Source organism: Flavitalea sp. (assembly GCF_035489435.1).
Classification (GTDB): Bacteria; Bacteroidota; Bacteroidia; order Chitinophagales; family Chitinophagaceae; genus DATHKG01.
On record NZ_DATHKG010000046.1, the window covers coordinates 1 to 26,051 of the forward strand.

Annotated in this window: 17 protein-coding genes; 14 read left to right on the forward strand and 3 right to left on the reverse strand. The window is 41.7% G+C overall.

Translation table 11 applies throughout. The features are described from left to right. Nucleotides 1-548: 548 nt before the first annotated feature. The gene (locus VK664_RS07340; protein WP_461397980.1) at nucleotides 549-950 is read left to right on the forward strand and encodes a hypothetical protein; all 402 of its coding nucleotides are present in this window, start codon (nucleotides 549-551) and stop codon (nucleotides 948-950) included. A gap of 256 nt (nucleotides 951-1,206) precedes the next feature. Continuing rightward, on the forward strand, nucleotides 1,207-2,361 hold the full coding sequence (locus VK664_RS07345) for a ThiF family adenylyltransferase (RefSeq protein ID WP_461397981.1): 1,155 nt from the start codon (nucleotides 1,207-1,209) through the stop codon (nucleotides 2,359-2,361). A 1,268-nt stretch (nucleotides 2,362-3,629) separates the two neighbouring features. Here VK664_RS07345 and VK664_RS07350 read toward each other — a convergent pair. Next, nucleotides 3,630-5,198, reverse strand: coding sequence for a hypothetical protein (locus tag VK664_RS07350; RefSeq protein ID WP_461397982.1), 1,569 nt, complete (start codon nucleotides 5,196-5,198; stop codon nucleotides 3,630-3,632). Nucleotides 5,199-5,403: 205 nt separating this feature from the next. On the opposite strand from VK664_RS07350, the gene VK664_RS07355 reads away from it, so the two are divergent. From VK664_RS07355 to VK664_RS07410, 12 genes are all read left to right on the forward strand, one after another. Continuing rightward, nucleotides 5,404-6,570, forward strand: coding sequence for a 2-isopropylmalate synthase (locus VK664_RS07355; protein ID WP_461397983.1), 1,167 nt, complete (start codon nucleotides 5,404-5,406; stop codon nucleotides 6,568-6,570). Between the two features lie 52 nt (nucleotides 6,571-6,622). Further along, nucleotides 6,623-8,038 carry a 3-isopropylmalate dehydratase large subunit gene (gene leuC / locus VK664_RS07360; RefSeq protein WP_461397984.1) on the forward strand — a complete coding sequence of 472 codons (1,416 nt, stop codon included), beginning with the start codon at nucleotides 6,623-6,625 and terminating at the stop codon, nucleotides 8,036-8,038. A 15-nt stretch (nucleotides 8,039-8,053) separates the two neighbouring features. Beyond that, nucleotides 8,054-8,695: a 3-isopropylmalate dehydratase small subunit gene (leuD, locus tag VK664_RS07365; protein ID WP_461397985.1), complete on the forward strand. Its 642-nt coding sequence runs from the start codon at nucleotides 8,054-8,056 to the stop codon at nucleotides 8,693-8,695. Nucleotides 8,696-8,701: 6 nt separating this feature from the next. Beyond that, complete coding sequence (gene leuB, locus VK664_RS07370) at nucleotides 8,702-9,817, forward strand: 3-isopropylmalate dehydrogenase (RefSeq protein ID WP_461397986.1); 1,116 nt, start codon at nucleotides 8,702-8,704, stop codon at nucleotides 9,815-9,817. A gap of 372 nt (nucleotides 9,818-10,189) precedes the next feature. Beyond that, the gene (ilvE, locus tag VK664_RS07375) at nucleotides 10,190-11,113 is read left to right on the forward strand and encodes a branched-chain-amino-acid transaminase (RefSeq protein WP_461397987.1); all 924 of its coding nucleotides are present in this window, start codon (nucleotides 10,190-10,192) and stop codon (nucleotides 11,111-11,113) included. 122 nt (nucleotides 11,114-11,235) lie between these two features. After that, a complete protein-coding gene (gene ilvD / locus VK664_RS07380; RefSeq protein ID WP_461397988.1) occupies nucleotides 11,236-12,921 on the forward strand; it encodes a dihydroxy-acid dehydratase in 1,686 nt (561 codons plus the stop codon). Between the two features lie 169 nt (nucleotides 12,922-13,090). Beyond that, the gene (gene ilvB, locus VK664_RS07385; RefSeq protein ID WP_461397989.1) at nucleotides 13,091-14,839 is read left to right on the forward strand and encodes a biosynthetic-type acetolactate synthase large subunit; all 1,749 of its coding nucleotides are present in this window, start codon (nucleotides 13,091-13,093) and stop codon (nucleotides 14,837-14,839) included. 99 nt (nucleotides 14,840-14,938) lie between these two features. Continuing rightward, nucleotides 14,939-15,526, forward strand: coding sequence for an acetolactate synthase small subunit (gene ilvN / locus VK664_RS07390; protein WP_461397990.1), 588 nt, complete (start codon nucleotides 14,939-14,941; stop codon nucleotides 15,524-15,526). A gap of 190 nt (nucleotides 15,527-15,716) precedes the next feature. Continuing rightward, entirely contained in the window at nucleotides 15,717-16,805 is a 1,089-nt protein-coding gene (gene ilvC, locus VK664_RS07395; protein WP_461397991.1) for a ketol-acid reductoisomerase, read from the forward strand. Between the two features lie 160 nt (nucleotides 16,806-16,965). Next, the gene (gene ilvA, locus VK664_RS07400) at nucleotides 16,966-18,222 is read left to right on the forward strand and encodes a threonine ammonia-lyase (RefSeq protein ID WP_461397992.1); all 1,257 of its coding nucleotides are present in this window, start codon (nucleotides 16,966-16,968) and stop codon (nucleotides 18,220-18,222) included. 361 nt (nucleotides 18,223-18,583) lie between these two features. Next, a complete protein-coding gene (locus tag VK664_RS07405) occupies nucleotides 18,584-19,339 on the forward strand; it encodes a hypothetical protein (RefSeq protein ID WP_461397993.1) in 756 nt (251 codons plus the stop codon). A 188-nt stretch (nucleotides 19,340-19,527) separates the two neighbouring features. After that, a complete protein-coding gene (locus tag VK664_RS07410; RefSeq protein ID WP_461397994.1) occupies nucleotides 19,528-21,138 on the forward strand; it encodes a hypothetical protein in 1,611 nt (536 codons plus the stop codon). Nucleotides 21,139-21,280: 142 nt separating this feature from the next. On the opposite strand, the gene VK664_RS07415 is transcribed toward VK664_RS07410, so the two are convergent. Beyond that, nucleotides 21,281-22,720 (reverse strand): SusD/RagB family nutrient-binding outer membrane lipoprotein, encoded by a 1,440-nt coding sequence (locus VK664_RS07415; RefSeq protein WP_461397995.1) that lies wholly within the window; start codon nucleotides 22,718-22,720, stop codon nucleotides 21,281-21,283. A 10-nt stretch (nucleotides 22,721-22,730) separates the two neighbouring features. Continuing rightward, on the reverse strand, nucleotides 22,731-25,964 hold the full coding sequence (locus VK664_RS07420; protein WP_461397996.1) for a SusC/RagA family TonB-linked outer membrane protein: 3,234 nt from the start codon (nucleotides 25,962-25,964) through the stop codon (nucleotides 22,731-22,733). Nucleotides 25,965-26,051 lie beyond the last annotated feature (87 nt).

Here is a 26,051-nt window from a genome sequence, read left to right on the forward strand (position 1 = left end):
CCGTCAACATGGATGAATACAAAGAAAAACAACGGAAACAACAAATAGCTACCTTAGAAAAAAAACTCGCTAAATTAACAAACCAAGCAGCATGATTGAGCTCGGTGAAAGAAGTTATATAAAAGTGGTGAGTGGTGAGTGATGAGTGGTAAGTTGAGTGGTGAGTTGGGTTGTAAGTTGAAAAACACGAGAAAGTTTTTAAGTTTAAGCACAAAGGAGTGACCGCAGTGAAAAACGTAGTAGATAATTTGAGCGATTTGTATCCTGGTTGGGTATCTTAACTTGAAATGATTGCTGTTAAGGAGGGATTGGTTGACGAGGGTTTGTTTAGGAGGGATTTTGTTCACGAAGATTTATTCAGGGGGATTTATTCAGGGGGATTTGTTCAGGAGAAATTTTGGGAGTGCAGATTTGACTGAATCGAAAGCCAGAAAAAACGATTTCGAGACAAGATGGATTGAATCCTCGCTTGGTTTGGAAGGGAATTAACCCGGTGGAACAATTTTTATATCAGATAGGAATATGATTTATATAATATCTCATCTTATATGATAGCAATACTACCGAAGCCGAACGATCAGATGATCAGTGATGCAGTCGCTGCCTACCCCAGCGTATGCCGTGGTTTTTTCTATGGGGTGGTCAACCACGATGGAACGGTGCAGGTGACACATGTTACAGGTTCCGGGATGTTACAACTAAGCGGCGCGGATCTCTTGAATGCAGAAAAGATCGCTGAAGAAAACCAGGTGACGCTTCTTGGAATGTATGTTTCGCATCCCGATAAATCCTCTATTCCGGACCCACTTGAAGCAAGTATAGCAAAACCCGGATTTCATTATATCATCATCTCGGTAAGCGCCGAAGTATCTATTATTACCAGCTGCTGGAAGCTGAATCCTCAACTGGAGTTTGAACAGGTCAAAATCCTGAATTTTCAGTTTTTCTAAGACAGTTGAATAGAGTTATGAATTATGAGTTATGAGTTATGAAAGAGTTATGAGTGAGTTGTAAGTTATAAAATTGCGGATCTTCGCATTTTCATGGGTTTTATAATATTTGTTGTTATGATTGAAGTCAAAACCGTGGCGGAATCATAATTGAAGACAAAAACATAGTGAAATCAAAAAATCATATAGCATACTCTTATTTCATAATTCATAACTCACTCATAACTCATAACTCATAATTCATAATTCTATTCAATTGTCTTCTTTAACTGAAATCGAACTTGCCAGATACGCCCGTCATCTCCGCCTGAATGGCTTTGGTGAATCATCACAGCTTAAACTTAAGGCTGGAAAGGTGTTGGTGATAGGGGCGGGAGGCCTTGGCAGCCCAATATTGCTGTACCTGGCGGCAGCAGGAATTGGGACCATCGGTATTGTGGATGATGATTATGTAGATATCAGCAATCTCCAGAGACAAATTCTTTTTGATACAGATGACACCGGGGAATCGAAAGCCGGTACTGCGGCCGAAAAATTGAAGCAATTAAATCCTTTAATCAACATAATAGCGCACCCTGAAAAAATAACATCATCCAATGCCATGGACATCATCAGGAACTATGATGTGATTGCAGATGGTTCTGACAATTTTCCGACACGTTATCTTATCAATGATGCGGCGGTTTTATCCGGTAAACCTCTGGTTTACGGATCTGTATTCAGGTTTGAGGGCCAGGTCTCGGTATTTAATTTTTTAAACATCGATGGAAGCCGCGGTCCCAATTACCGCGATTTGTTTCCTGTATCTCCGCCACCTGAATCAGTACCAGACTGTAGTGAAGCGGGAGTATTGGGTGTTTTGCCTGGAATCATAGGATCTATACAGGCGTTGGAAGTAATCAAAATAGTTGCCGGTATTGGAAAAGTTTTGTCAGGTAAGATTTTTCATTTCGAAGCGCTCGGTATGAGTAGTCAAACATTTACCCTTAACCGAAGAATTGATAACCCACTCAATGGTGAAAACCCCACCATCAATACCCTGATTGACTATGAGGCTTTTTGCTCTGGCACCAATCCCATCAACGAAATCACCGCGCAGGATTTTTACTGGATGAAACAGAATGCGGAGATGATTGATCTGATTGATACGAGGACAAAGGCCGAATATGACCAGGTTAATATTGGCGGAATGCTACTACCTATGGAAGACATTATTAATGGATCAGCTGATGTGGAAGAAAAGCTTAGCAAAAATAAGAGGCTGATATTTCATTGTAAGTCGGGTAGCAGGTCAGCAAAAGCAATCAGGCAATTAATAAATCAATACGGATTCAATAAAGATTATGTATTTAATCTTAAGGGTGGGATTGATGCTTATCTCGAGTATCAACGGTCTCATAGTTTGAAGTAAAATTCTAGTTATAGATCTTCAAGGTTGTTACAGCACGATTGTGCAACAGTTCTGTGGCATTCCTTCGCTCCGTTGGGAGCAGGATGGTGCTTTTGTTTGGCTGTGTCCCGTGGTTAGTTTCATTGTTCATACCGGTGGCTGTTGTTGTCTCCGATCAGCTTTTAGTGCCTTGATCGGCTTTTTTTAAGAATTCTTTCAGGGGAAGTTACTGTTGGGCCCTGATCGGCTGCAGTAACTCTAACCACGGTACGAAGGCCAAACAAAAGCACCATCCCGCTCCCAACTCACTCATCCATTTGGGGGACTATGCGACCAGTCATTACATTTCTTACTATTCCTTCATTGCAGGTCGCATAGTTAAATTCATTGCCGCTATCATCAAAGCATTCATAGTGCTAATCGCTTTAACTAATATATCAAGGGCTTCAGCTGGGGATCTGCAATTGTCTGGAAGGATCACATTGGACTAAAGAAGTAGAACTGCAACCTGCAAGGTTAGCAACCTAGTACTGTAACGCCTTAATGTTACAATGCAATGTTCAGCCATTTCTTATTTTCTGCATGTATCATTGGTAAGGCTTAGTTGTCACCTTGCCGGCGAATTGAAGGCGGTATGATTCAAACACAGAGATAGAAGCGAGAAAATAGAAATGTCGATAGCTGAATATCAACATCTGAATTGTTGAAGTTGAAGTATAATTCGACAAGCGTAGTTCAGCGAAGCATAGAGAAGCTTATCGGGATAATTGCAATTGCAACTATTGCATTGCGATAACTGCATGCTGCTAACGGAATGCTGAAACCTGAAGTGCTAATAGAAGTGCTAATAATGGAATGCAGAGACTGCAATGCTGATAACTGCGATAAGTGAATGTTGAATTTTGTTGAGCTGGTCGCATGTTCCCTTAAGAACGAGATTGAAGCATGCAGGATGGGCCTGAGGTTGGTCTGATTTGCCACATTCGATTCCTGGTCGGAGTTACTGAAGCCGATCAGGGCGGGGCAGCCACTACCGCTGAAAGAATGGTTAACAAAGCCGATCAAGGCGCTAAAAGCTGACCGGAGACAACAGCAGCCACCGGCATAAACGACCAAACTAACCAGGAATCACAGTGGCAAATCAAACCAACCGAAAGGCCCATCCGGCGAAGGGAAGAACCGAGTGAACGCCATGAACGTGAAAAAATCAACAATTCAAAAATAAGCGCGACTAATACGACATCTGATTAGCGAAATCAAAATATGATGTATTCGAATAAATAACACTGCTAAGGCTGAGTCTCAACAGCCTTTCGTTTTGACTCTTTCAGGTATTTCGCACGAATCACATCCTGAACAGGAACATCGCTGATCTTGGATTCCAGCCATGAAATGATATCGAGATAAGCAAAAGCCCGGGTTTCGAACCTGCTTTTTTCCTGTTGTTTTAACTTCTCAAGTAATTTTTCGAATTCTGGTTTCAGTTTCCTTGGCGACAAACCAAAACTTCTTCTCAAAAACTTAAAAATGTCCTCTTCAACAAGACTCAGATTTTCCATCTTAGCCATAAAGCGGTAGACAGATTTGAACAGGTATTCAAGCAGTTCAAAATTACCGAGCTCATAATGTGCAATCAGGTGAAGCAACCTTGCATAACACTGCAGATCGGTACGCAGATCCACCTTCCAGTTGATTATCTTATTGAGATAATCGACCGTAGTTTCGTAATCCGCACTTCCGAAATATAGCGATGCAATCTTGTAGTAGAAAACCAGTACCCGGTGACGGTCGAGATATAAACTGTATTCATGGAGTTTCTCTTCTATATAGGGAACAAGCTTTACCCCCTCACTAAAAGTGCCTTCCATGAAGTGTTTGTTCAGCTTTGAGATATGGAGGTAGACAAAAGTCTGAATACGGTTGTTATAGTTATGAGTAACGATATCGCTCTCTGAAAAAGTTTCAAAACGCTGAAGTACTTCGTTAAACTTTTTATAGTTCTGCAGATCAAAATGTGCGCTTAGCAGGTTGTGCATACCCTTGATATAATGTGCCGTTTCCACTTCAATCATAAACGGATCCTTATCAAAAAGTTCCACCCAGCGGCTGGTATAACGGTAATACATCAGGAAGTCCTGGCGGATAAAAGCATACCAGCAATAACTTTGGTACAGGTATAACTTCTCATAAAATCCCCTGGCTTCCGATGCGTTCGAAGGCAGATGAGTATCAAAAAACAATTGAATGGCCTGCTCATCCTTTTCGTTCCTGGCTGGTCCATTTTTGATGTACCAGCTATATAACTGGAGTGAAAGGTTAGAAAGCACTGTTACCAGCACAAGCCGCGAGTTCACCTCGTTTGATTGTGCGGTAAGTTTATCTGCCCTGTCCTGCATACTACGGGTTATATGGAGGGCTTCAATCTTCTTTTCAAAAAACAGCACCTGTTGCAGGTAGGTGAGCTGGTGATGACTTCGGGCGAATTCCTTCATCCGGTCCAGCACTTTCAGACTTTGGAGATAAAGGCCTTTATTGTACAGGATCCTGGCATGATCCATCTGCTCATGTAGTTGAATATCAACATTATCTTCTTGTTTTATAAGGCGCAGACTGCTTAGGATCTGGCGATAAAGATGCGCTTTCATATTTGAAAGCTGTTGCTTTTTGATGCTTTTGTGCCTTTGAAGCAGCAGGGTTTCGTCGTAATCCTCCATTTTATCAAGCGCGTCGAATAACTGGACGATTTTAAGGTCTTCCCCGGAAGAGTGGCGGTTCACATAAAGCTTAAAATTCCTTTTCTCTGACTTTTCCAGAGACTTAATAAGCTGAAACAGCGCATCTGTAGATCGGTTGGGCATCGTAAATAAAAAACGTTATAATACTGTACTGCAGTATGTTTCAGCTAGTTCAAATATCCTTCAACCCTGTAATCTAACCTTTATTTTGATTTCCTTTCCACCGGAAAGTTGGGTAATTTCGGAGGCTGTCTGTTTGTAACTTGTTGATTCCGATACAAAAGTAAAGATCTGACAGCTTTTTTTGACAAAAATTCAATCCCTTTTTATGGCCGATCAGAAAATTTTCATCTTTGATACAACGCTCCGCGACGGCGAACAGGTGCCAGGTTGTAAATTAAACGCCAAAGAAAAGATTGAGCTTGCGCTTGCCCTGGAAGACCTGGGCGTAGATATCATCGAAGCCGGTTTCCCTATTTCTTCACCCGGTGATTTTCAAAGCGTTAGCGATATTTCAAAGGTGATTACCAATGCCACTGTCTGCGCACTCAGCCGCGCGGTTCAAAAGGATATTGAAGTGGCAGGTGAGTCCCTGAAAAACGCGAAAAGGCCCAGGATCCACACCGGGATTGGCACCTCGGATTTTCATATTAAATCCAAATTTAATTCTAACCGGGAAGATATCCTTCAAAGGGCTATTCAGTGCGTGAAATGGGCGAAGAACTTTACAGATGACGTTGAATTTTATGCAGAGGATGCCGGCCGTACCGAAAACGAGTACCTTGCCCGCGTTATCGAAGCAGTTATTGCCGCCGGTGCAACAACAGTAAATATTCCCGACACAACCGGATACTGTCTGCCGCATCAATACGGCGAAAAAATCGCTTATCTGAAAAACAATGTGCCCAATATCGACAAGGCGATAATCAGCTGTCATTGTCACAATGACCTTGGTCTTGCAACTGCCAATTCAATTGCAGGTGTAATGAGTGGTGCAAGGCAAATTGAGTGTACCATCAATGGTTTGGGAGAAAGAGCCGGTAATACATCGCTTGAAGAAGTAGTTATGGTGATAAAGCAACATCAGACCCTCGGCTTCTATACAGATATCAGGGCTAACCAGCTGAACCCCATGAGCCGCCTGGTTTCAGATACCATGCGTATGCCGGTTCAACCTAACAAGGCTATAGTGGGAGCAAATGCCTTTTCTCATAGTTCTGGTATTCACCAGGATGGATTTCTGAAAGACTCAACAACCTATGAAATTATCAACCCTGAAGATGTCGGGGCTGCTGGCTCACGGATTGTGTTAACAGCAAGAAGTGGACGCTCTGCTCTTGCACACCGTTTTCATGTGCTTGGATTTCAATTTACCAGGAACGATATAGATATTTTATACAACGAGTTTTTGATCGTAGCAGATAATAAGAGGGAAGTTGAAGATGAGGATCTGAAGGAAATGGCTTCAACTTATCAACCCATTGTATCTGCCTGATCATTTGCTAAAAACAACTTTGACAATAACACCATTTTGCTAAAACCACCATATGGGCAAAACACTATTTGAGAAGATCTGGGACAAACACGTAGTGCAGTCTATACCCGACGGCCCGAGTGTTCTGTACATCGATAAACATTTTATACACGAAGTAACTTCGCCACAGGCTTTTAATGGCCTGGAAAAGCGTGGCCTCAGGGTTTTTCGTCCGCAACAAATAGTAGCAACGGCGGATCATAATGTTCCTACAGAAAATCAACATCTTCCCATCAAGGATGAGTTATCCCGGAAGCAGGTGCAGCAGTTAATTGAAAATTGTAAGAATCACGATATCGAATTATATGGCCTTGGACATCCGTTCCAGGGCATTGTTCATATTATAGGTCCCGAACTTGGAATTACGCAGCCAGGTATGACCATTGTTTGTGGAGATAGTCACACCAGTACGCATGGCGCTTTCGGTGCGATCGCTTTCGGAATCGGTACCAGTGAAGTAGAAATGGTAATGGCAACACAGTGTTTGCTTCAAAGCAAACCAAAGTTGATGCGTATTAATGTGGATGGGGAATTAAATAAAGGCGTTGTTTCCAAAGACATCATCCTTTATATAATCGCAAAAATTTCAGCCAGCGGAGCCACCGGTTACTTTGTAGAATTTGCAGGTTCAGCTATCCGCAGTCTTTCAATGGAAGCGAGGATGACCATCTGTAATATGAGTATAGAGATGGGTGCCCGCGGAGGTATGATTGCACCTGATCAGACTACATTTGATTATATGAAGGGACGGTTATTCGCCCCTTCGTCCGTTGGTGATAACCCACAGTGGGATAGCCGGATGGAATACTGGAAAGAATTGTTCAGCGATGAAGATGCAGTTTTTGATAAAGAAATAAATATACAGGGTTCAGAAATAGACCCTATGATTACCTATGGTACCAATCCTGGGATGGGCATGAGCGTTAGTGGATTCATCCCTTCTGAAAATGATATGGATGAATCTGAGAGACTTTCTTTTATGAAGTCTCTCAACTATATGGGTCTTCAACCCGGCGCCAGGATTAAGGGTCAGAAGGTAGATTATGTTTTTATTGGCAGCTGTACAAATGCACGTATAGAAGACCTTCGTTTGGTTGCTTCTTTTATTAAAGGTAAACATAAGGCCGACGGCGTTGAAGTTTGGGTGGTACCCGGCTCTAAACAGGTAGAGAAGCAGGCAATTGAAGAAGGCCTGGATAAAGTGCTGGAAGAAGCAGGCTTCAAACTAAGGCAACCAGGTTGCTCAGCTTGTCTTGGTATGAATGAAGACAAGATACCTGCCGGCAAATATTGTATCTCGACTTCAAACCGGAACTTCGAAGGCCGCCAGGGGCCGAATGCAAGAACATTACTTGCCAGTCCCCTCACAGCGGCTGCTGCAGCAATAACAGGAGTGGTAAGTGATGTAAGAGAGTTTTTAGAAAATTAACACAAGATCCAAACAATGGGCAAAAGCATAAATATCATTCATTCAACAGTTGTTCCGGTAGAAATTGAGAACGTTGATACCGATCAGATAATCCCTGCACGTTTTCTGAAAGCTACCAGCAGGGACGGTTTTGGTGACAACCTTTTTCGTGACTGGCGTTATGATAATAACAATCAGCCAAAACCCGATTTTGTTCTGAATGATCCGACCTATAAAGGAAAGATCATGGTTGCCGGCAAAAACTTTGGTTCAGGCTCCAGCCGTGAACATGCTGCCTGGGCAATAAAGGACCATGGATTTGATGTTGTCGTCAGCAGTTTTTTTGCAGATATATTCAAGAGTAACGCGCTCAACAACTTCCTGTTGCCTGTTCAGGTTTCGGATGAGTTCCTGCAAAAGATTTTTTCAGTTGTGAAAGCTGATCCCAATTCAACCATTAAAGTGAGCCTCGAAGATCAGACAATCACAATTGATTCAACCGGCGACCAGGAAAGGTTTTATATCAACGATTATAAAAAAACCTGTATGTTAAATGGCTATGATGATATCGATTATTTATTAAGTAACCGTGATGCGATCCTGGCATTTGAACAGAAGTACAAAGGAACATCAGCCACAAAAGAAGAGGATAACGAATTAGTCACGACTCAGAAATAGATTTATATGAATAAACAGATAGTAGTTATTGAAGGCGATGGTATTGGTCCCGAAGTTACGAGGCAGGCGATCCGAGTGTTAAACGCAGTTGCTGAGCAATTTCATCACCAGTTTAATTATAAGTATTGCCTGATGGGAGCCGATGCAATCGATAAAACCGGCAATCCGCTGCCTGATGAAACGATTGAAGCCGCGCTAAGCAGCGATGCCATTCTATTCGGTGCAATTGGCCATCCGAAATATGACAACGACCCCTCAGCTAAAGTAAGACCTGAACAAGGTTTGCTTAAACTCAGAAAGTCGTTGCAACTATTTGCCAACATAAGACCAGTAAATACTTATCCTGCTCTTCATCACCTGTCACCACTAAAGACAAAAAACATCGAGGGAGTCGATTTTGTGATCTATCGCGAATTAACAGGAGGTATTTATTTTGGCAAAAAAGAAATCAATGCAGAAAAAACAGTAGCTACCGACGACTGTACTTATACAAAGGAAGAGATTGAGCGCGTATCACACCTGGCTTTCCAGCACGCACAGAAAAGAAGAAAAAAACTTACACTGGTTGACAAAGCCAATGTATTGGAAACTTCAAGGTTATGGCGGAAAGTTGTTCAGGATATGGCACCAGGTTATCCTGATGTGAATGTTGATTTTTTGTTTGTTGATAATGCTGCCATGCAAATCATTCTAAATCCAAGGCAGTTTGATGTAATTCTTACAGAAAACATGTTTGGTGATATTATCAGTGATGAGGCTAGTGTAATTACCGGTTCACTTGGTTTGTTGCCATCCGCATCCATTGGTAAAGGTGCTGCTCTTTTCGAACCAATTCACGGTTCTTATCCGCAGGCAACCGGCAAAGACATCGCAAATCCGCTTGGATCAATTCTTTCAGCGGCCATGTTACTGGATCATTTTGGCCTTACTACCGAAGCAGCACTCGTAAGAGAAGCTGTTGATTGGACGCTGGTGAATGGGTTTGTGACCAGGGACATCGACTCCACAAACTTCTATTCTACCTCCACAATCGGCGAGTTGGTTAGTGATTTTGTGACAAAGCGCACTCCCGATGGCATAAGTAAGTCAAACATCGAGTTGAGAAACTCTACAATAATTTGAAGAGAATTATTTCAAGAGAGATATGAATTATGAGATATGAATTATGAAAGAAAATTATGAAATGAACCCGGTTACATTAATAACTGGTTTCATAATTCATAACTCATAATTCATAATTCTCTTAAAAGTTCTTTGTTTTTTTAAAGGCGGTTCGTATATTCGTGTTATACAGCTCACGATGTTGAATAGCAGGATAAATAATATTGTTGCAAAACTAATCACAGTCATTATTGTGGTCGTCATTATTATTATACCTGTATTTAACGGAGGTGGAGCTAACGTATAACATAAAAACTAAAAGATACTAAGCGACCCGCCTCCAAAAAAGGCGGGTCGTTTTTTTTTCACCGCTTGTCAAAAAATTTTTACACTATGGCTAGTTATTATGATGAAAATACGCTCATATACCTGAACGGAAGTTTTGTTCGGGCAGCTGAAGCAAAGGTTGACCTGTATGGACAAACCCTGCACTATGGCTATGGTGTTTTTGAAGGAATACGTTCTTACCGGACAGTAAGTGGTGAAACAAAGATTTTTAAAGCTGAAGAACATTATGAAAGACTCAGGCAATCTGCACTTGCGCTGAATCTTCCTTATGAATACGAATCTGATGCTTTGATCAGGGCAACTTATGAATTGCTTCGTCTGAATGAATTGCAGGATGCTTATATCAGGCCACTGGTTTATTGCCCGGCAAATATGAGTTTCAACCGGAACACAGAATCATATATAATGATTGCTGTCTGGAAGATGGAACCCTTCCTGGGAAACACCTTATTAAAGGTGATGACTTCATCTTTCCAGCGCCCGAATCCTAAAGGTTTTAAGATTCAGGCAAAAGCTACCGGCCATTATGTAAACTCAATTATGGCAAGCCAGGAAGCGAAAGCTGCCGGCTATGATGAAGCATTGCTTGCCGATATGAATGGTTTTGTGGCAGAAGGTCCCGGGGCAAATATGTTTTATGAAAAAGATGGTAAAATTTTCACTCCTGCACCGGGAAACATTCTTCCCGGTATCACCCGTTCAACAGTGCTCGACATTTGTCGCGAAGCAGGGATTGTAGTAGAAGAATCATTTTTTACGACTGAGACCATTAAAGGTGCCGATGCTGCTTTTTTCTGTGGAACCGCCGCTGAAGTTATCGGATGGGAGTCACTGGATGGTGTTCCTTTTAATAAAGAATGGAACAACACAGTAAGCAGGCAGATCCAGGTGGCATATAAAAACAGGGTGATTGAAAAAGCGATACTGGCTGACAAAGAACCGATAAATAAACTGGGACAACTTGTATAGTGCACTGGGACAGCAAATAGACAACAAACAAACATCACTTAAACGATTCACTTTAACAATAAACCAGGCAAAGCGAATCACTTTCAAATAAATTGGCTAAAGCATAGCAGAAAAAATCAGGGATGAACAAAGAGCTTAATAAATATTCGAAGACATTCACACAGGATGAAACACAACCTGCAGCACAGGCTATGTTATATGGCATTGGTCTTACAGATGCTGATATGAATAAAGCGCAGGTCGGTATTGCCAGCATGGGTTATGATGGCAATACCTGCAACATGCACCTGAACGAGCTCGCTGCTGTTATAAAAAAAGGAGTTTGGGAAAATGACCTGGTGGGATTAACTTTTCATACAATCGGTGTTAGTGACGGCATGAGTAATGGAACAGATGGTATGCGTTATTCTCTTGTTAGCCGCGACCTGATTGCGGATAGCATCGAAGCAGTTTGTGGCGCCCAGTATTATGATGGTGTTATCACTGTTCCGGGCTGCGATAAAAACATGCCGGGTTCAATTATGGCAATGGGTCGTTTGAACAGACCATCTATCATGGTTTATGGTGGTACAATTGCACCAGGACATTATAAAGGGCAGGATCTGAATATTGTCTCTGCTTTTGAAGCGCTAGGTCAGAAAATAGCTGGTAATCTTAGTGTTGAAGACTTCAAAGGGATCATAAAACATACCTGTCCCGGGGCCGGTGCATGCGGTGGTATGTATACAGCGAATACCATGGCATCTGCTATTGAAGCTCTGGGTATGAGCCTTCCTTATTCATCATCAAATCCTGCATTAAGCGAGGAAAAACAACAGGAATGTCGTGATGCCGGTAAGGCTATACGCATCCTGCTTGAGAAAGATATCAAGCCATCAGATATTATGACACGTGAAGCATTTGAAAATGCAATGACCGTAATCATGGTGCTGGGTGGATCAACCAATGCAGTGCTTCACTTTATAGCAATTGCCAAATCTGTTGGATTGACTGTGACACAGGATGATTTCCAGGCTATCAGCAATAGAGTACCAGTGCTGGCGGATCTTAAGCCGAGTGGGAAATACCTGATGCAGGATCTTCATGAACACGGCGGAGTTCCTGCAGTAATGCGTTACCTGCTTGACCAGGGTTTGCTGCATGGCGACTGTCTTACCGTAACAGGTAAAACGCTGAAAGAAAACCTGGCAGATATCGCGCCTATCAATTTTGAAACTCAAAAAATATTATATCCACTCGAACATCCCATTAAACCGACCGGTCACCTGCAGATATTGTATGGTAACCTGGCCGAAGGGGGAAGTGTTGCAAAGATCACCGGTAAAGAAGGCGAGAAGTTTACAGGTCCCGCACGTGTATTTGACGGCGAGCAAATGCTGATAGCAGGCATCAGCTCAGGCCGTGTGCAGCCCGGAGATGTTGTGGTAATTAAAAATGAAGGACCTAAGGGTGCGCCCGGAATGCCAGAAATGCTTAAGCCAACATCTGCACTGATCGGTGCGGGACTCGGTAAAAGTGTTGCTTTAATTACTGATGGCCGTTTCAGTGGTGGTACTCATGGTTTCGTGGTTGGTCACATCACACCGGAATCTTATGAAGGGGGGCTTATTGGTTTTGTCCAGGACGGCGACATCATTGAACTCGATGCAATAAATAATACTATACATCTTAAAGTCGAAGATTCGGTTATAGCTGAACGTAAGAAGGCCTGGAAAAAGCCGGAGCTTAAGGTGAAAAAAGGACTGTTGTATAAATACGCTATGAGCGTGAAAAACGCTGCGGAAGGCTGCGTTACTGACGAAGCGTAATTTTTAGTAGTGAGTGGTGAGTTGTGAGTGGTGAGTTGTGAGTGGTGAGTTAGTGGTGAGTGAAATAAAGCTCATAACTCATAACTCATAATTCATAACTAACTCACCACTTACCACTCACAACTCACCACTCTGATTGAAAAAGAGTTGAATTATTAAATATATAAGTATGAGTACCATCCAACTGACAACCAAAGAAGAAGTAAAAGAAACAAGGGCTAAGAGTGTGGAATCCGTGAGTGGCTCGGTCGCTGTTCTGGAGGCTTTGCTTGCTGAAGGTTCTGATATCATTTTCGGCTACCCTGGTGGGGCCATCATGCCAATTTATGATGCCATATATGATTACCAGGAAAAAATAAAACATATACTCGTACGACATGAACAGGGTGCAATTCATGCTGCCCAGGGTTTTGCCCGTAGTTCAGGGAAAGTGGGAGTTGTATTCGCCACGAGCGGCCCCGGTGCCACTAACCTGGTAACCGGTCTTGCTGATGCCATGATAGATAGTACGCCGCTTGTTTGTATCACCGGGCAGGTATTTGCTCATTTGCTGGGTACTGATGCATTCCAGGAAACTGATGTGATCAACATTACTACCCCGGTTACCAAATGGAACTACCAGGTTACAGATGCTTCAGAAATTCCGGCAACACTTGCCAAAGCATTCTATATAGCACGTAGTGGTCGTCCTGGACCTGTGTTAATTGATATCACAAAAAATGCACAGTTACAGAAATTCGATTATGCAGGGTATGAAATCTGTAATCATATCCGTAGCTATCGGCCAAAACCTATAATCAGGAAAAAATATATTGAAGAAGCTGCGAAGCTGATCAATGAAGCGCAAAAGCCATTTGTTATCTGGGGCCAGGGCGTAATACTCGGCAGAGCTGAAAATGAGTTTAAGCGTTTTATCGAAAAAGCCGGTATCCCTTCAGCATGGACAATCCTGGGTGAGAGTGCCATACCAACTGATCATCCATTGAACGTGGGAATGCTTGGAATGCATGGGAACTATGGTCCGAACGTTCTGACTAACGAATGTGATGTGCTGATTGCGATAGGGATGCGTTTCGATGATCGTGTTACCGGCAGGCTCGATAAATACGCCAAGCAGGCAAAGGTGATTCACCTGGATATAGACCCGGCCGAGATAGACAAAAACGTAAAAGCAACTGTTGGTGTCTGGGGCGATTGTAAAGAAACTTTGCCTATGCTGACTGAACTTGTTGAGCAAAAAGTATATCCGGGCTGGTTACAGAAGTTCCGTGAATACGAAGAGCAGGAGCAGGAACTTTGTATTACTCCTGAAATGAACCCAACTACTGAAATTCTTTCCATGGGGGAGGTAATCAAAGCGTTGAACGAATTAACATTGGGTAATGCAATCATTGTGACCGATGTAGGTCAGCACCAGATGGTAGCATGTCGTTATGCCAGGTTCAATCAAACAAAAAGTAACATTACCAGTGGCGGTCTTGGCACAATGGGATTTGCTTTACCTGCTGCTATAGGTGCAAAGTTTGGTGATCAGGACCGGACCGTTGTTGCAATAATCGGAGATGGTGGATTCCAGATGACTATCCAGGAATTGGGTACAATTATGCAAAGCAAGGTGAATGTAAAGATCCTCATACTGAATAATGAGTTCCTGGGAATGGTCCGCCAGTGGCAGCAATTGTTTAATGATAAAAGATATTCTTTTGTTGATATTACCAGTCCCGACTTTGTGGCTGTAGCAAAAGCATATTATATAGAGGGTAACAAAGTAACTGAACGCGCAAAACTGAAGGATGCTTTGAAAACAATGCTTGATCATGACGGATCATATCTGCTTGAAGTGATGGTTGGAAAAGAAAATAATGTTTTTCCAATGGTGCCACAGGGTTGCAGTGTTGCCGAGATCAGGTTGAAGTAAGGAAACTATCAATTGAAATTCAAATGCATTTCAACCAGGTCTAAAGAATAAGTCTTGCCAGTACCAACATCATCAAAAGAACAGTGATAAATTTTTTATATGAAACAGGAATTCACGGTTACCGTATACACAGAAAATCAAATCGGTTTATTAAACCGGATTGCTATAATATTTTCGCGCAGAAAGATAAATGTAGAAAGTCTCAACACATCACCATCTGAAATCGAAGGCATACATCGGTTTACCATTGTGATCAATGAAACGGAAGATGTTGTGAAGAAACTTGCGAGACAGATTGAAAAACAGGTTGATGTTTTAAAAGCCTTTTATAATACTGATGAAGAGATTGTCTGGCAGGAGCTTGCGCTTTATAAAGTGTCAACAGATGCAATCGCTGAAAAAGTAAAAGTCGAGCGTTTGCTCCGCGAATATGGCGCACGTGCTGTTGTGATACGTAAAGACTACACCATTTTTGAAACAAGCGGTCACCGCGAGGAAACAGAGCGACTTGTAACTGTACTCGAACCTTATGGACTAATTGAATTCGTCCGTAGCGCAAGAGTGGCGATCATCAAAGCAAGTAACGGCTTCCATGAACGCCTAAAAGAATTTGAAAAAGTGGAACCCGGCGAAGAACTCGTTGAAAATGAATTTCTGGACCAACAGGATGAAGTTTTTACCATGTAAGCCTCCACCCCTTTATATAGAACATCATACGCCCTTATATAAAACAGTATCTAAATAAAGTATCTAAATAAAGTATCTAAAACTCATAACTAAAGCACTAATAACTAACTCATCACTCATCACTCATCACTCATAACTCTAATAAGTCGTTTTATAATTAATAAACAAATCACAAATAAAAAGTCTCATCATGGCAAAACTAAATTTCGGGGGCGTGGAAGAAAATGTCGTAACACGCGAAGAATTCCCGCTTGCTAAAGCTCAGGAAGTCCTGAAAAACGAAGTGGTAGCAGTAATCGGTTACGGTGTACAGGGTCCGGGCCAGGCATTGAACCAGAAAGACAACGGTATCAACGTAATTGTAGGTCAGCGGAAAGATTCGAAAACCTGGGACAAAGCTATTAAAGACGGTTTTGTACCTGGAAAAACCCTGTTTGAAATTGAAGAGGCACTTGAAAAAGGAACCATCATTTGTTATTTGTTAAGCGATGCTGCTCAGATTCAATTGTGGCCAACTGTAAAGAAACATCTGACACCAGGAAAAGCTTTATATTTTTCTCATGGTTTTGGAATAACGTTTAACGAACAGTCTAATATCATCCCTCCTAAAGATGTAGACGTGTTTCTTGTTGCTCCAAAAGGATCAGGTACTTCTCTGCGCAGGATGTTTTTGCAGGGTCGTGGATTGAACAGTAGCTATGCGATTTTCCAGGATGCAACAGGTAAAGCAAAAGATAGAGTAATTGCCTTGGGAATTGCTGTTGGAAGCGGGTACTTGTTTGAAACAGATTTTAGAAAAGAAGTTTACTCAGATCTTACCGGTGAAAGAGGAACATTGATGGGTGCGATCCAGGGAATCTTCGCTGCTCAATACGAAGTACTGCGTAAGAAAGGTCATACACCTTCGGAAGCATTTAATGAAACTGTTGAAGAGCTGACCCAGTCACTTATGCCACTTGTAGCAGAAAACGGAATGGACTGGATGTATGCAAACTGTTCTACTACTGCACAACGTGGTGCTCTGGACTGGTGGAAGAAATTCAGGGATGCAACCTTACCCGTGTTCACTGAATTATACGAAAGCGTTGCTTCAGGAAAAGAGGCTGCTAAATCAATTGAAAGCAACAGCAAGGCAGACTATCGCGAGAAACTGGAAGTTGAACTGAAAGAATTAAGAGATAGCGAATTGTGGCAGGCTGGAAAAACAGTGAGATCTCTTCGTCCTGAAAATCAGAAGGCAGAAGAAGCAGGCAAAAAAGTTACGGCTTCCGCGAACTGAACATAACAAGTGATACGCGTGATATAAAAGAATACAGATTCAGGCGTAGTATTCATGACAGCAAATGCTTTTTATAACCTTTTGAGAGATCATCCTGAAAACGATATCAGAGAAGGGTGGCGAAAAGCATTTGCTGTATATATCGGGAAAAACAAATAATATGGAAGTTCCAACCAATACAAGACCGTTGCTAAATTTTGAGGCTGCAGCAAAACGGTTATATAAGATTATTAATCGCACGCCGCTCACTTATAATAACAATCTCAGCCGTAAGTATCAATGTGATGTGTATCTGAAAAGGGAAGATCTGCAGGTTGTACGCTCTTACAAACTGAGAGGCGCTTATAATATGATGAGTAGCCTCTCTGATGAAGACCTGCAACAGGGTGTTGTAACAGCCAGCGCGGGTAATCATGCCCAGGGATTTGCCTATTCCTGCCGGAAATTGAATACACGGGGTGTTGTGTTTATGCCGATTATCACGCCAAACCAAAAAGTTAAACAAACGAAAATGTTTGGTGCGGATAATATTGAAGTGAAGCTGGTTGGCGATACGTTTGATGATTGTGCAATTGCGGCAAAACAGTATACGGAAGATAATGGAATGACTTTTATTCCCCCATTCGATGACTACCGGATTATCGAGGGCCAGGCAACAGTCGGGCTTGAAATTTTACAGGATAAGTCAGATATCGATTTCCTGTTTATGCCTGTCGGTGGTGGAGGACTTAGTGCCGGAGTCGGATCTTATTTTAAAACTTATTCTCCTAAAACAAAACTGATTGGCCTTGAACCGGAAGGTGCACCATCAATGCTTGCTGCCTTCAAGGCGGGCCATCCGGTTACCCTTGAAAATATCGAAAGATTTGTTGATGGTGCTGCAGTAAAACGTGTTGGCGAATTAACATATTCTATCTGTAAGGATGTACTGGACGGCATGCACCTGGTTCCGGAAGGAAGGATATGTTCAACAATATTGCAGCTATACAATGAGGACGCAATTGTTGTGGAACCCGCCGGGGCAATGTCTATTTCTGCGCTGGATGATTTCACGGATCAGATCCGTGGCAAACAGGTTGTTTGTATTGTAAGCGGAAGTAACAATGATATAGACAGGATGCAGGAAATAAAGGAGCGTAGCCTGCAATATGAAGGGCTCAAACATTATTTTCTTATACGTTTCGCGCAACGGCCCGGTGCTCTGAAAGAGTTCGTGAACCATGTACTCGGACCGGATGATGATATCACCAGGTTTGAATATATGCAAAAACACAATAAAGAAACAGGCCCGGCACTTGTTGGAATAGAATTGAAAAGCAAAAAAGACTATGAAGTATTGTTGCTTAATATGCAGCGCTACAACATCACTTTTACAGAACTCAATAAAAATGACAGTCTTTTCGGTTACCTCGTTTAATAGTAAACGACACCTTTTCAGTTATCTCGTTTAATGAAAAACAACAGCCTTTCGGATACATCGTTTTATTAAAACCGACATTCTTTTCAGTATCTCGTTCAATAATATTGTAGAGCAGTTATAAGTGTAATCATTTATATATTATATATTTAATGCCTCCCGGCTTTTCCAGGGGGGCTTTTTTATGATTGTTGGCAGATAGATGGTGATGATCGTTCTATAGCCATTCCTGCCGATAAGAACCCGGTTGTTCGAAAGCTTGCAACAAAGGGAATTTTTATATAATTTGGAGCCGCCTTTAATTCTGCCCGCTTTGAATTTTGGTCCAACTTGCAGAAGCCGGCCCTATCTTATGAAAACTATGAAAACAATCCTTTCAGTTCTTCCGCTGCTTTTATTTTTTACCTCCTGCGGAAAACAATCGGACAACTGTGCCGAAATTCAGCAAATTAAAATCACGGGAGGTAAAGACAGCTATTATGTAGGGGATACACTAGACCTCAAAACAAATCTGCTTGCAACCAGCGCCCTGTATATCTGGCATCTTGGAGAGAACCCGAACACCATTTCGGGTGGCCCGGGATATTTTAACCCCGCGGTTTCAAAACGAGATCAGGGCTGGTATTATCTCAGTGTAGGTAATGGAGACTGCCCTTCTCAATTTGATAGCATATATATCAAAGTCATTAACCTGCCCGCAGTTGCTCCTTGTTCTGTCGTCACAAATACAGCATCCTTTTCCTCGATACCAGATATACAATTTTCATCTGTCACAGTTGAGAGAGATGGTTTATATGGACGAAGAACCATGACCGGTTATTATGGCCCGGGTTATCCGAATCTGAACATTCATTTCAATATGTATTGGGATTTTCTCGAACCGGAAGATGGCATCTATACAATTGAAAGTTCGACTGCACTTTCTGACTATAATCCATATTCAATCTACATATCATCTAAATATAGTGAGGTTGTGTTTAGCTCTGGTCCCGGAAAAGCTTATGTGACGCACGTAAACGGCAAACTTACAGTAACATTTTGTGATATAGAATTTGTAGGAACCTGGGGAATAAACACTTATAAAACAACAGGGTCAGGTATGATGACCGCGCCTTAACATGATGCGATAGCTTTTCATATATACATCATTTGATAAAATGTAAGGCATAAATAAAATGTAAGGGCATAAATAAAATTGAATGTGATAAAATATAAGTTTAATCACATAAACAATTCAAGATCGCCTGTAAAAGCTTTATTATACAACATAAATTCAGAAACTTATTAACTCCTTAACTCCGATCAATGACTAAACCCCTTTTTCTTTTAGCTGCCGGCTTTTTATCCATCAGCTACACCGGTGCATACGCACAAAACTCAAAGTTCAATTTTAAGCTTGGCCAGGAATATGATCTGCCACGCAAGACCGAGGACCTAGCATTTTTCGGGAACGAAAAAGATGGACTGGTTAACCTGTCCATTAAGAAAGAAGAATTAATAGTCGTTCGTTTCAATCCTAAGACTTTAAACAAATCGCTTGAACAAAAAATTGATCTTGATGTAACAAGGAATTTTAACAGCGAAATCCTGGCTGATTTCAGTAATAACAATTATTTCTGGCTGCACAGCGATTGGGATAAAAGTTCAGAAACAGAGATGTTGTTCTACGACAAAATAAATGTGCAGACCGGCAAGATCGCGGAAGCGAATCGAAAGATGTTCGAAACTTCCAAAATTGCAGGAAGTAAAATGCCGCGGGGTTTTTATGGGGCAAAAACAACAGATAAATACGAATTCGACTTTGACGTTGAACGGAAAATTCTTTGCGTCAGTTATCGCCTTACGCCAGAAACCCGGAACGATAAAAAGAACTTCGACAAAATTGGTTTCCAGGTTTTTGATAACAACATGAAAAAGATCTGGGGCAATGAATTTACAATGCCGTATACCGAGGCTGTTATGGACAATTCCGATTTCTCGGTAGATTCAAAGGGAAATGGTTATCTGCTGGCAAAAGTTTACGAATCTGAAAAGCGTAAGGAAATGGATAAGAGTACCGGTAAACCGGGATATCATTATGAAGTTCTGAAATTTACCAAAGACAGTAAAAAAATCATTTCTATACCTGTTACAGTCGACGAAAATTATATCCGTGAAACCACGATAACAGAAAATTCCCTTAATGAAATGATTATTGCCTGTACATACAGTAAGAAATCAAAAGGTGCGGGTACGGATGGTATATTCCTATCCACCATCGATAAAGATAATAAACTAGTAAAGTATAAAAATGGGTATTATGAATTTCCCAAAGAGGAGCTCGCCAAATTTGAGTCAGCCAGGAGCAGGAGAAAAATTGAAAAGAACGATGATTATGAAGCGAAAAATCTAAAGGTAAGAGATGTGATCGTTGAGAAAGACGGCGGCATCCTGATTACCTGTGAAGAGTACCAGGTAATACAACATTATTCTACATCTTCCTCCGGCTATACCAGGATCACCTACACTTATTATTATGAAGACATATTTGCCGCCCGCGTTAATGCAAGTGGTGCTTTTGAGTGGATGCGTAAGATTCCGAAAAGGCAAAGAGGTTCGGCCGGTCGCGGTACTATGGGCTTTAAACTTATCAATGACGAAACAGGATATTACTTTCTCTATCTTGATAATCTTAAAAATCTTAAACTTCCCGAAGATGAAGTTCCAAGATATCACCTGGATGGATTTGGTGGCCAGGTGATCGTTTCAAAGATTACCAAAGATGGTAAGGTCAGCAAGGATTTATTATTTGATACACGGGAAGAAGACATCATGATTTTCCCATCCCAATTCTATAAAATCGATGGCGATCGCTTTATTGGTAGAGCCCGACTAAAAAAGAATTTGTTTCAACCGCTCTTAATCACAACCAATTAGAAAAAAATATGAAATATGAATTATGAGTTATGAAATCAGTTATGAAATGCAAATTATGAGATATGACTGCTTCATAAAGCACTCATATTTCACTCACTCATAACTGATTTCATAATTCATAACTCATAATTCATTTCTCTGTTTACCTATCCCAGAACAACTTCGTTGTTACTGCATCGCCGCCAATTGATTGCGAAGCTGATGTGTAATTGACTTCATTGAGATTTTGCTCGTTAAACGGATAAGTGTATCGAACAGGAATGTCTGTAATGGCAGAAGCTGGTTTCACCAAAACCGGTGCATCGAGCCTGCGCCAGTGGACCCACTCATCAAACGAACGTAGGTATAAAGCAAGCCAAAGCTGTGTACCAATTTTTTGTTTGTAATTACCCGCTGCAGTAACATAGTTGACCGCAGGGTTGGCAAGATAAGTCGCTACCTGTGCTTCCGTTCCACCCCAATACGCAATAGATGCCCTAACCGCATTACTGTAATGTTGTGCAGCCGTACCGCCCACATTCATTCCTCTTTCAACAGCTTCAGCAAGTAAAAATTCAACCTCAGCATAATCCATGATAACACTGGGAAGATCAGCCGCCAACGTTTTGTCGCTCATATGCGAAAAGTTACTAAATGTATTACCCGCCCCATAAATACCTCCGGAATAAGTTCCATTCGGACCGAGTGTAAACCAGAATGGTCTCCTGGGATCATTCAATGGATTCATCACATTGATAATTGTATTTGAGGGTACATAATCATTTCGATTGCTTTGCACAAGATTGGTCCAGATAGGATTTGTGTTAGGTGGAGTCGTAAGATAATTGAAAACGGCATTGTCATCATTTGATTCAAACACATCAGGGGCAGAAGCTTCCACTTCTTTCTTTGATCTTGCAGCGTCGATGTCCGCTAGCAGGATCCCGAACCGAAGTCGCAGTGAATTGGCAAACTTGTACCAGGCTTCCATATCACCATCGTAAATCAGATCACCGGAGCCAAAACTTTCGCCGGTTAAGTCCATATTGCTGATCGCATCATTAAGACTATCAAGCAATGAATAATAGATGGTACGCTGGGGATCATATTTCGGAGTGGTGTTTTCAATATTCAGTGCTTCTGAATAGGGAATATCACCGAAAGTATTTACCAGCACATAGTAAGCATGTGCTTTGCTTACTTTCACAATTGCCAGCCTGTTTTGTTGGGCAACCTTCTCTTCGTCGAGCAACGGAGTTTCAGCAGCAATTAAATTTTGTGCTTCTCCAAGGTCTTTTAATACATCCCGGTAGATGATGGTCCACCAGTTTTGTGGTATGTTCCTGTTGCCGAGATCATACCTGCTTTCTTGCGGATAGGTAGTTGCTGCCCAGTACTGAACAATAAACTCGAAAACATTATTGTTTACATTCGGAGTTGTTATTATATCTGCGAAATTCTTTTGTGCATTTGAGAACAACATATCTCCGGGCACAACCAGCGCCTGTTTTGAATTAACATTCAGGTTATGCATATCTTTCCGGCAGCCGGAGAAGATAAAAATCGCAACGAGAAATGTGGTTGGAAAAATTAGCTTTTTCATACTTCGCGGTTTAAAATTTAAATCTGACATTAAAGCCATAAGTTCTGTACAGGGGATAACTGCCAACCTGGAAGCCTTGAACATTACCAGAGCTTCCGGTATCTTCCGGATCTGCATCAGGAAGATTTTTATGCACCATCCAAAGATTTCTACCGAACAGTGACACATCAATGCCTTTAACCGGCGCGAGACGGTCAGACATACGTTTCGGAATTGACCAGGTAAGATTTGCTTCTCTCAGCTTGATAAAGCTTGCATCATAAACCACGCTTTTATTAGGGAAGTTGTTATAGCCATATCCCCTGAGCCCTGTCAGGATTACACGCTGTGTATTTTCTGTACCATCTTCGAGGACACCTGGAAAGATAAGACCGCCACCTTCTGCGACTGAATTTCGTACCGGGTTCCCAAGATCATTTAGTCCTGACTGCGCCTCGTAGAGACCAGTACCCTGGCCATACCACTGATCGATGGAATAAATAGAACCACCCTGGCGACCATCGAACAAAAAGCTAAATGAAAGGTCTTTGTAAGTGATAATGTTATTGATACCACCAACCCAGTCAGGGTTAATATTTCCAATGATATTGTTGGTAGTTTGAGATACAACATAGTAACCATCGTCACCAACAATCGGGCGTCCGGTTTTTTCATCATACACATAATCATTGCCCCTCAATGTTCCAAAAGGTTCACCAACTGCCGCATTCAAAGTGACACCGCCCTGGAATGAACCAATTACAATATTCTGGGTTCCGCCAATCAGGCTTTTTACTTCGTTTCTGGTCCTCGTCCAATTGGTATTTATGGTCCAGCTGAAATCTGGTGTTCGAACCGGTACAAGTGTCAATGATACTTCCCAGCCCCTGTTCTCAACATCACCTGCATTGATAATTCTTGTGCTATAACCAGTGGAGCCAGATACTGTCACCGGAATGATCTGGTCAACAGTATTTGTTTTGTAGTAGGTAAGATCCAGGGAAACCCGGCTTTTTAATAAACTTAATTCGAGTCCCGCTTCATAGCTCCGGGTTCTTTCAGGTTTTAACTCAGGGTTCCTTCTTTGATTGGAAACGGAAAACAAAGGAACACCTCCATATGGTGTTGGCTGATCATAACTGTTAGTAGTGTAATCCCATGGCGCAGGGCTTCCAACTTCTGCATAGTTGAGTCTTACCTTACCCTGGTTCAGCCAGGTAACATTTGGTAACAGTTTCGAAAATATAAATCCACCGGAAACCGAAGGATAAAAATACTGGTTGTTTCCTTCTGGTAATGTTGAAGACTGGTCTGTCCTGGCAGTAAGATCTAATACCAGTAACTGGTTATATGAAAGGGTTGCACCTGCAAATACACCACCCACTTCAACACGCTGATCTACTTCTGTAGGAGCATTGATGGGATTTGCTGAATTAGATAATGCATATAAACCGGGAATTATCAAACCGCCATTCGTGCTTGCTAATATTGAGTTTATATGATTCTGCCGGAGATTACCACCAACCAGCGCTTTTAGATTTAATTTATCGGTGAGGTTTTTATCAAAATTTGCAATCAGGTCGTAGTTATATTCCCTGAATGTCTGGTTGAAGCGACTATAGCTACCAATATTAACTGAAGCATAACCATCTCTTTCTTCCTGCAGTTGATCATAGCTATCTATGGATGCACGTCCAAGAATATTCAACCAATCAGTTACCTGGTAATTTATGCTTGCTATTCCGAATAACCGGTACCTGTTATCGTTTGAGAAGCTTTCATAACGGGTATAATATGGATTATCCCAATATATAGGACCAAGGTCATCCGGAGGTCCGGACATGTTCCAGGTTATATTATCTTTTGTGAGGTTCCAGGCATTTTCAAGTTCCTTCACATCCACATTCATCTGCCACCATTGCCTGAAATGCCCGGCAAGACTTCTTGCATCAGAATAACCACTACCGTATCTTCCAACACCTTTTACCTTAGAAAAATTTACTGTTGCATTAGCAGTCAGTTTGCTGGTAATATTATAAGAAGCCTGCAGGTTGATAATGTCTTTTGATATTCTGCTGTTCGGCATTATACCTTTGTCATCACTCCTGGTGTATCCTAATTTAAAAGTACCTCTGTCTCCGCCACCATCCACAAATAAACTTACATTGGAAGAAAGGGGGTTTTCAAAAAAACTTGTCGGATCATTTGGTGCGGCAACATAAGGAGTGGCCTTGCGGTAGCTTGGAAGCCTTGGATCAAAAGCACTCCATTGGTATACCGATAAATTTGGATCGAACCTTGCACCAAAAGATGCGTCTTCAGTTGTTGGGATCACAAGATCACGTACACCATCTCCATTTGCATCAATATAAAGGAAGCGTTCATTGGGTGAAGGTGGTGAATCTGAATAAGTATAGAAATCAGGATCATAATAACCTCCACCATATTCATGCTGGTATTTGACCCAGGTAGATTTATCCATGCTACCTGTACCGCCTCCGATATTTAATGTAACACCAAGTCCGCGTCTGCCTTTTTTTGTAGTAATCAGAATTACTCCATTTGCAGCACGTGAGCCATATAAAGCGGTAGAGGCTGCACCTTTCAACACATTCACTGATTCCACATCATCCGGATTGATGTCTGCAGCCGCATTACCATAATCGAATCCACCCCGGCCATTTTGCTGGTTTGCTGTATTGGTGTTTGCGTTGTTCGCGGGTACTCCATCAATTACAACCAATGCCTGGTTTTCGCCAGTGATAGATTTGTAACCACGAAGAATAATGTTGGTTGATCCTCCCATGGTGTTGTTCTGCTTTATCTGCAGACCTGCCACTTTTCCCGACAAGGCATTCGCAAAATTGGTTGTCCTTACTTTAGTTAGTTCTTCACCTTTTACCTGTTGTGCAGCATAGGGTAATTCATTTTTATTTCTCCTTATACCGAGTGCCGTCACAACAACTTCAGAAAGTGCATCCGGATTTTCCATCGTTACTTCAATGATAGCAGAATTGCCTATAGTTACGTTTGTGTCTTGAAAACCTGCAGCGGAAATTACCAGCACTACACCAGGGGCTGCCTGGATGGAGAATCGCCCCGCTGAATCCGCTGCTACTGCCGTGTTGGTGTTTTGAATTTTTATTGTCGCGTAAGGAATCGGATTTCCCAGGTTATCTTTCACCTGGCCTGATACCGACGATGATTGTGCATTCGCGAATAGGCATAGGAGTAGTGCTCCTATAATAGACAAGATTTTTCTCATGTTACAAGTATTTAATTTAGTTGCTACTTAGTTGAAGACCATAGACATTCTTATTTCATTTCACAATGTTCATAGAACACGAATAGA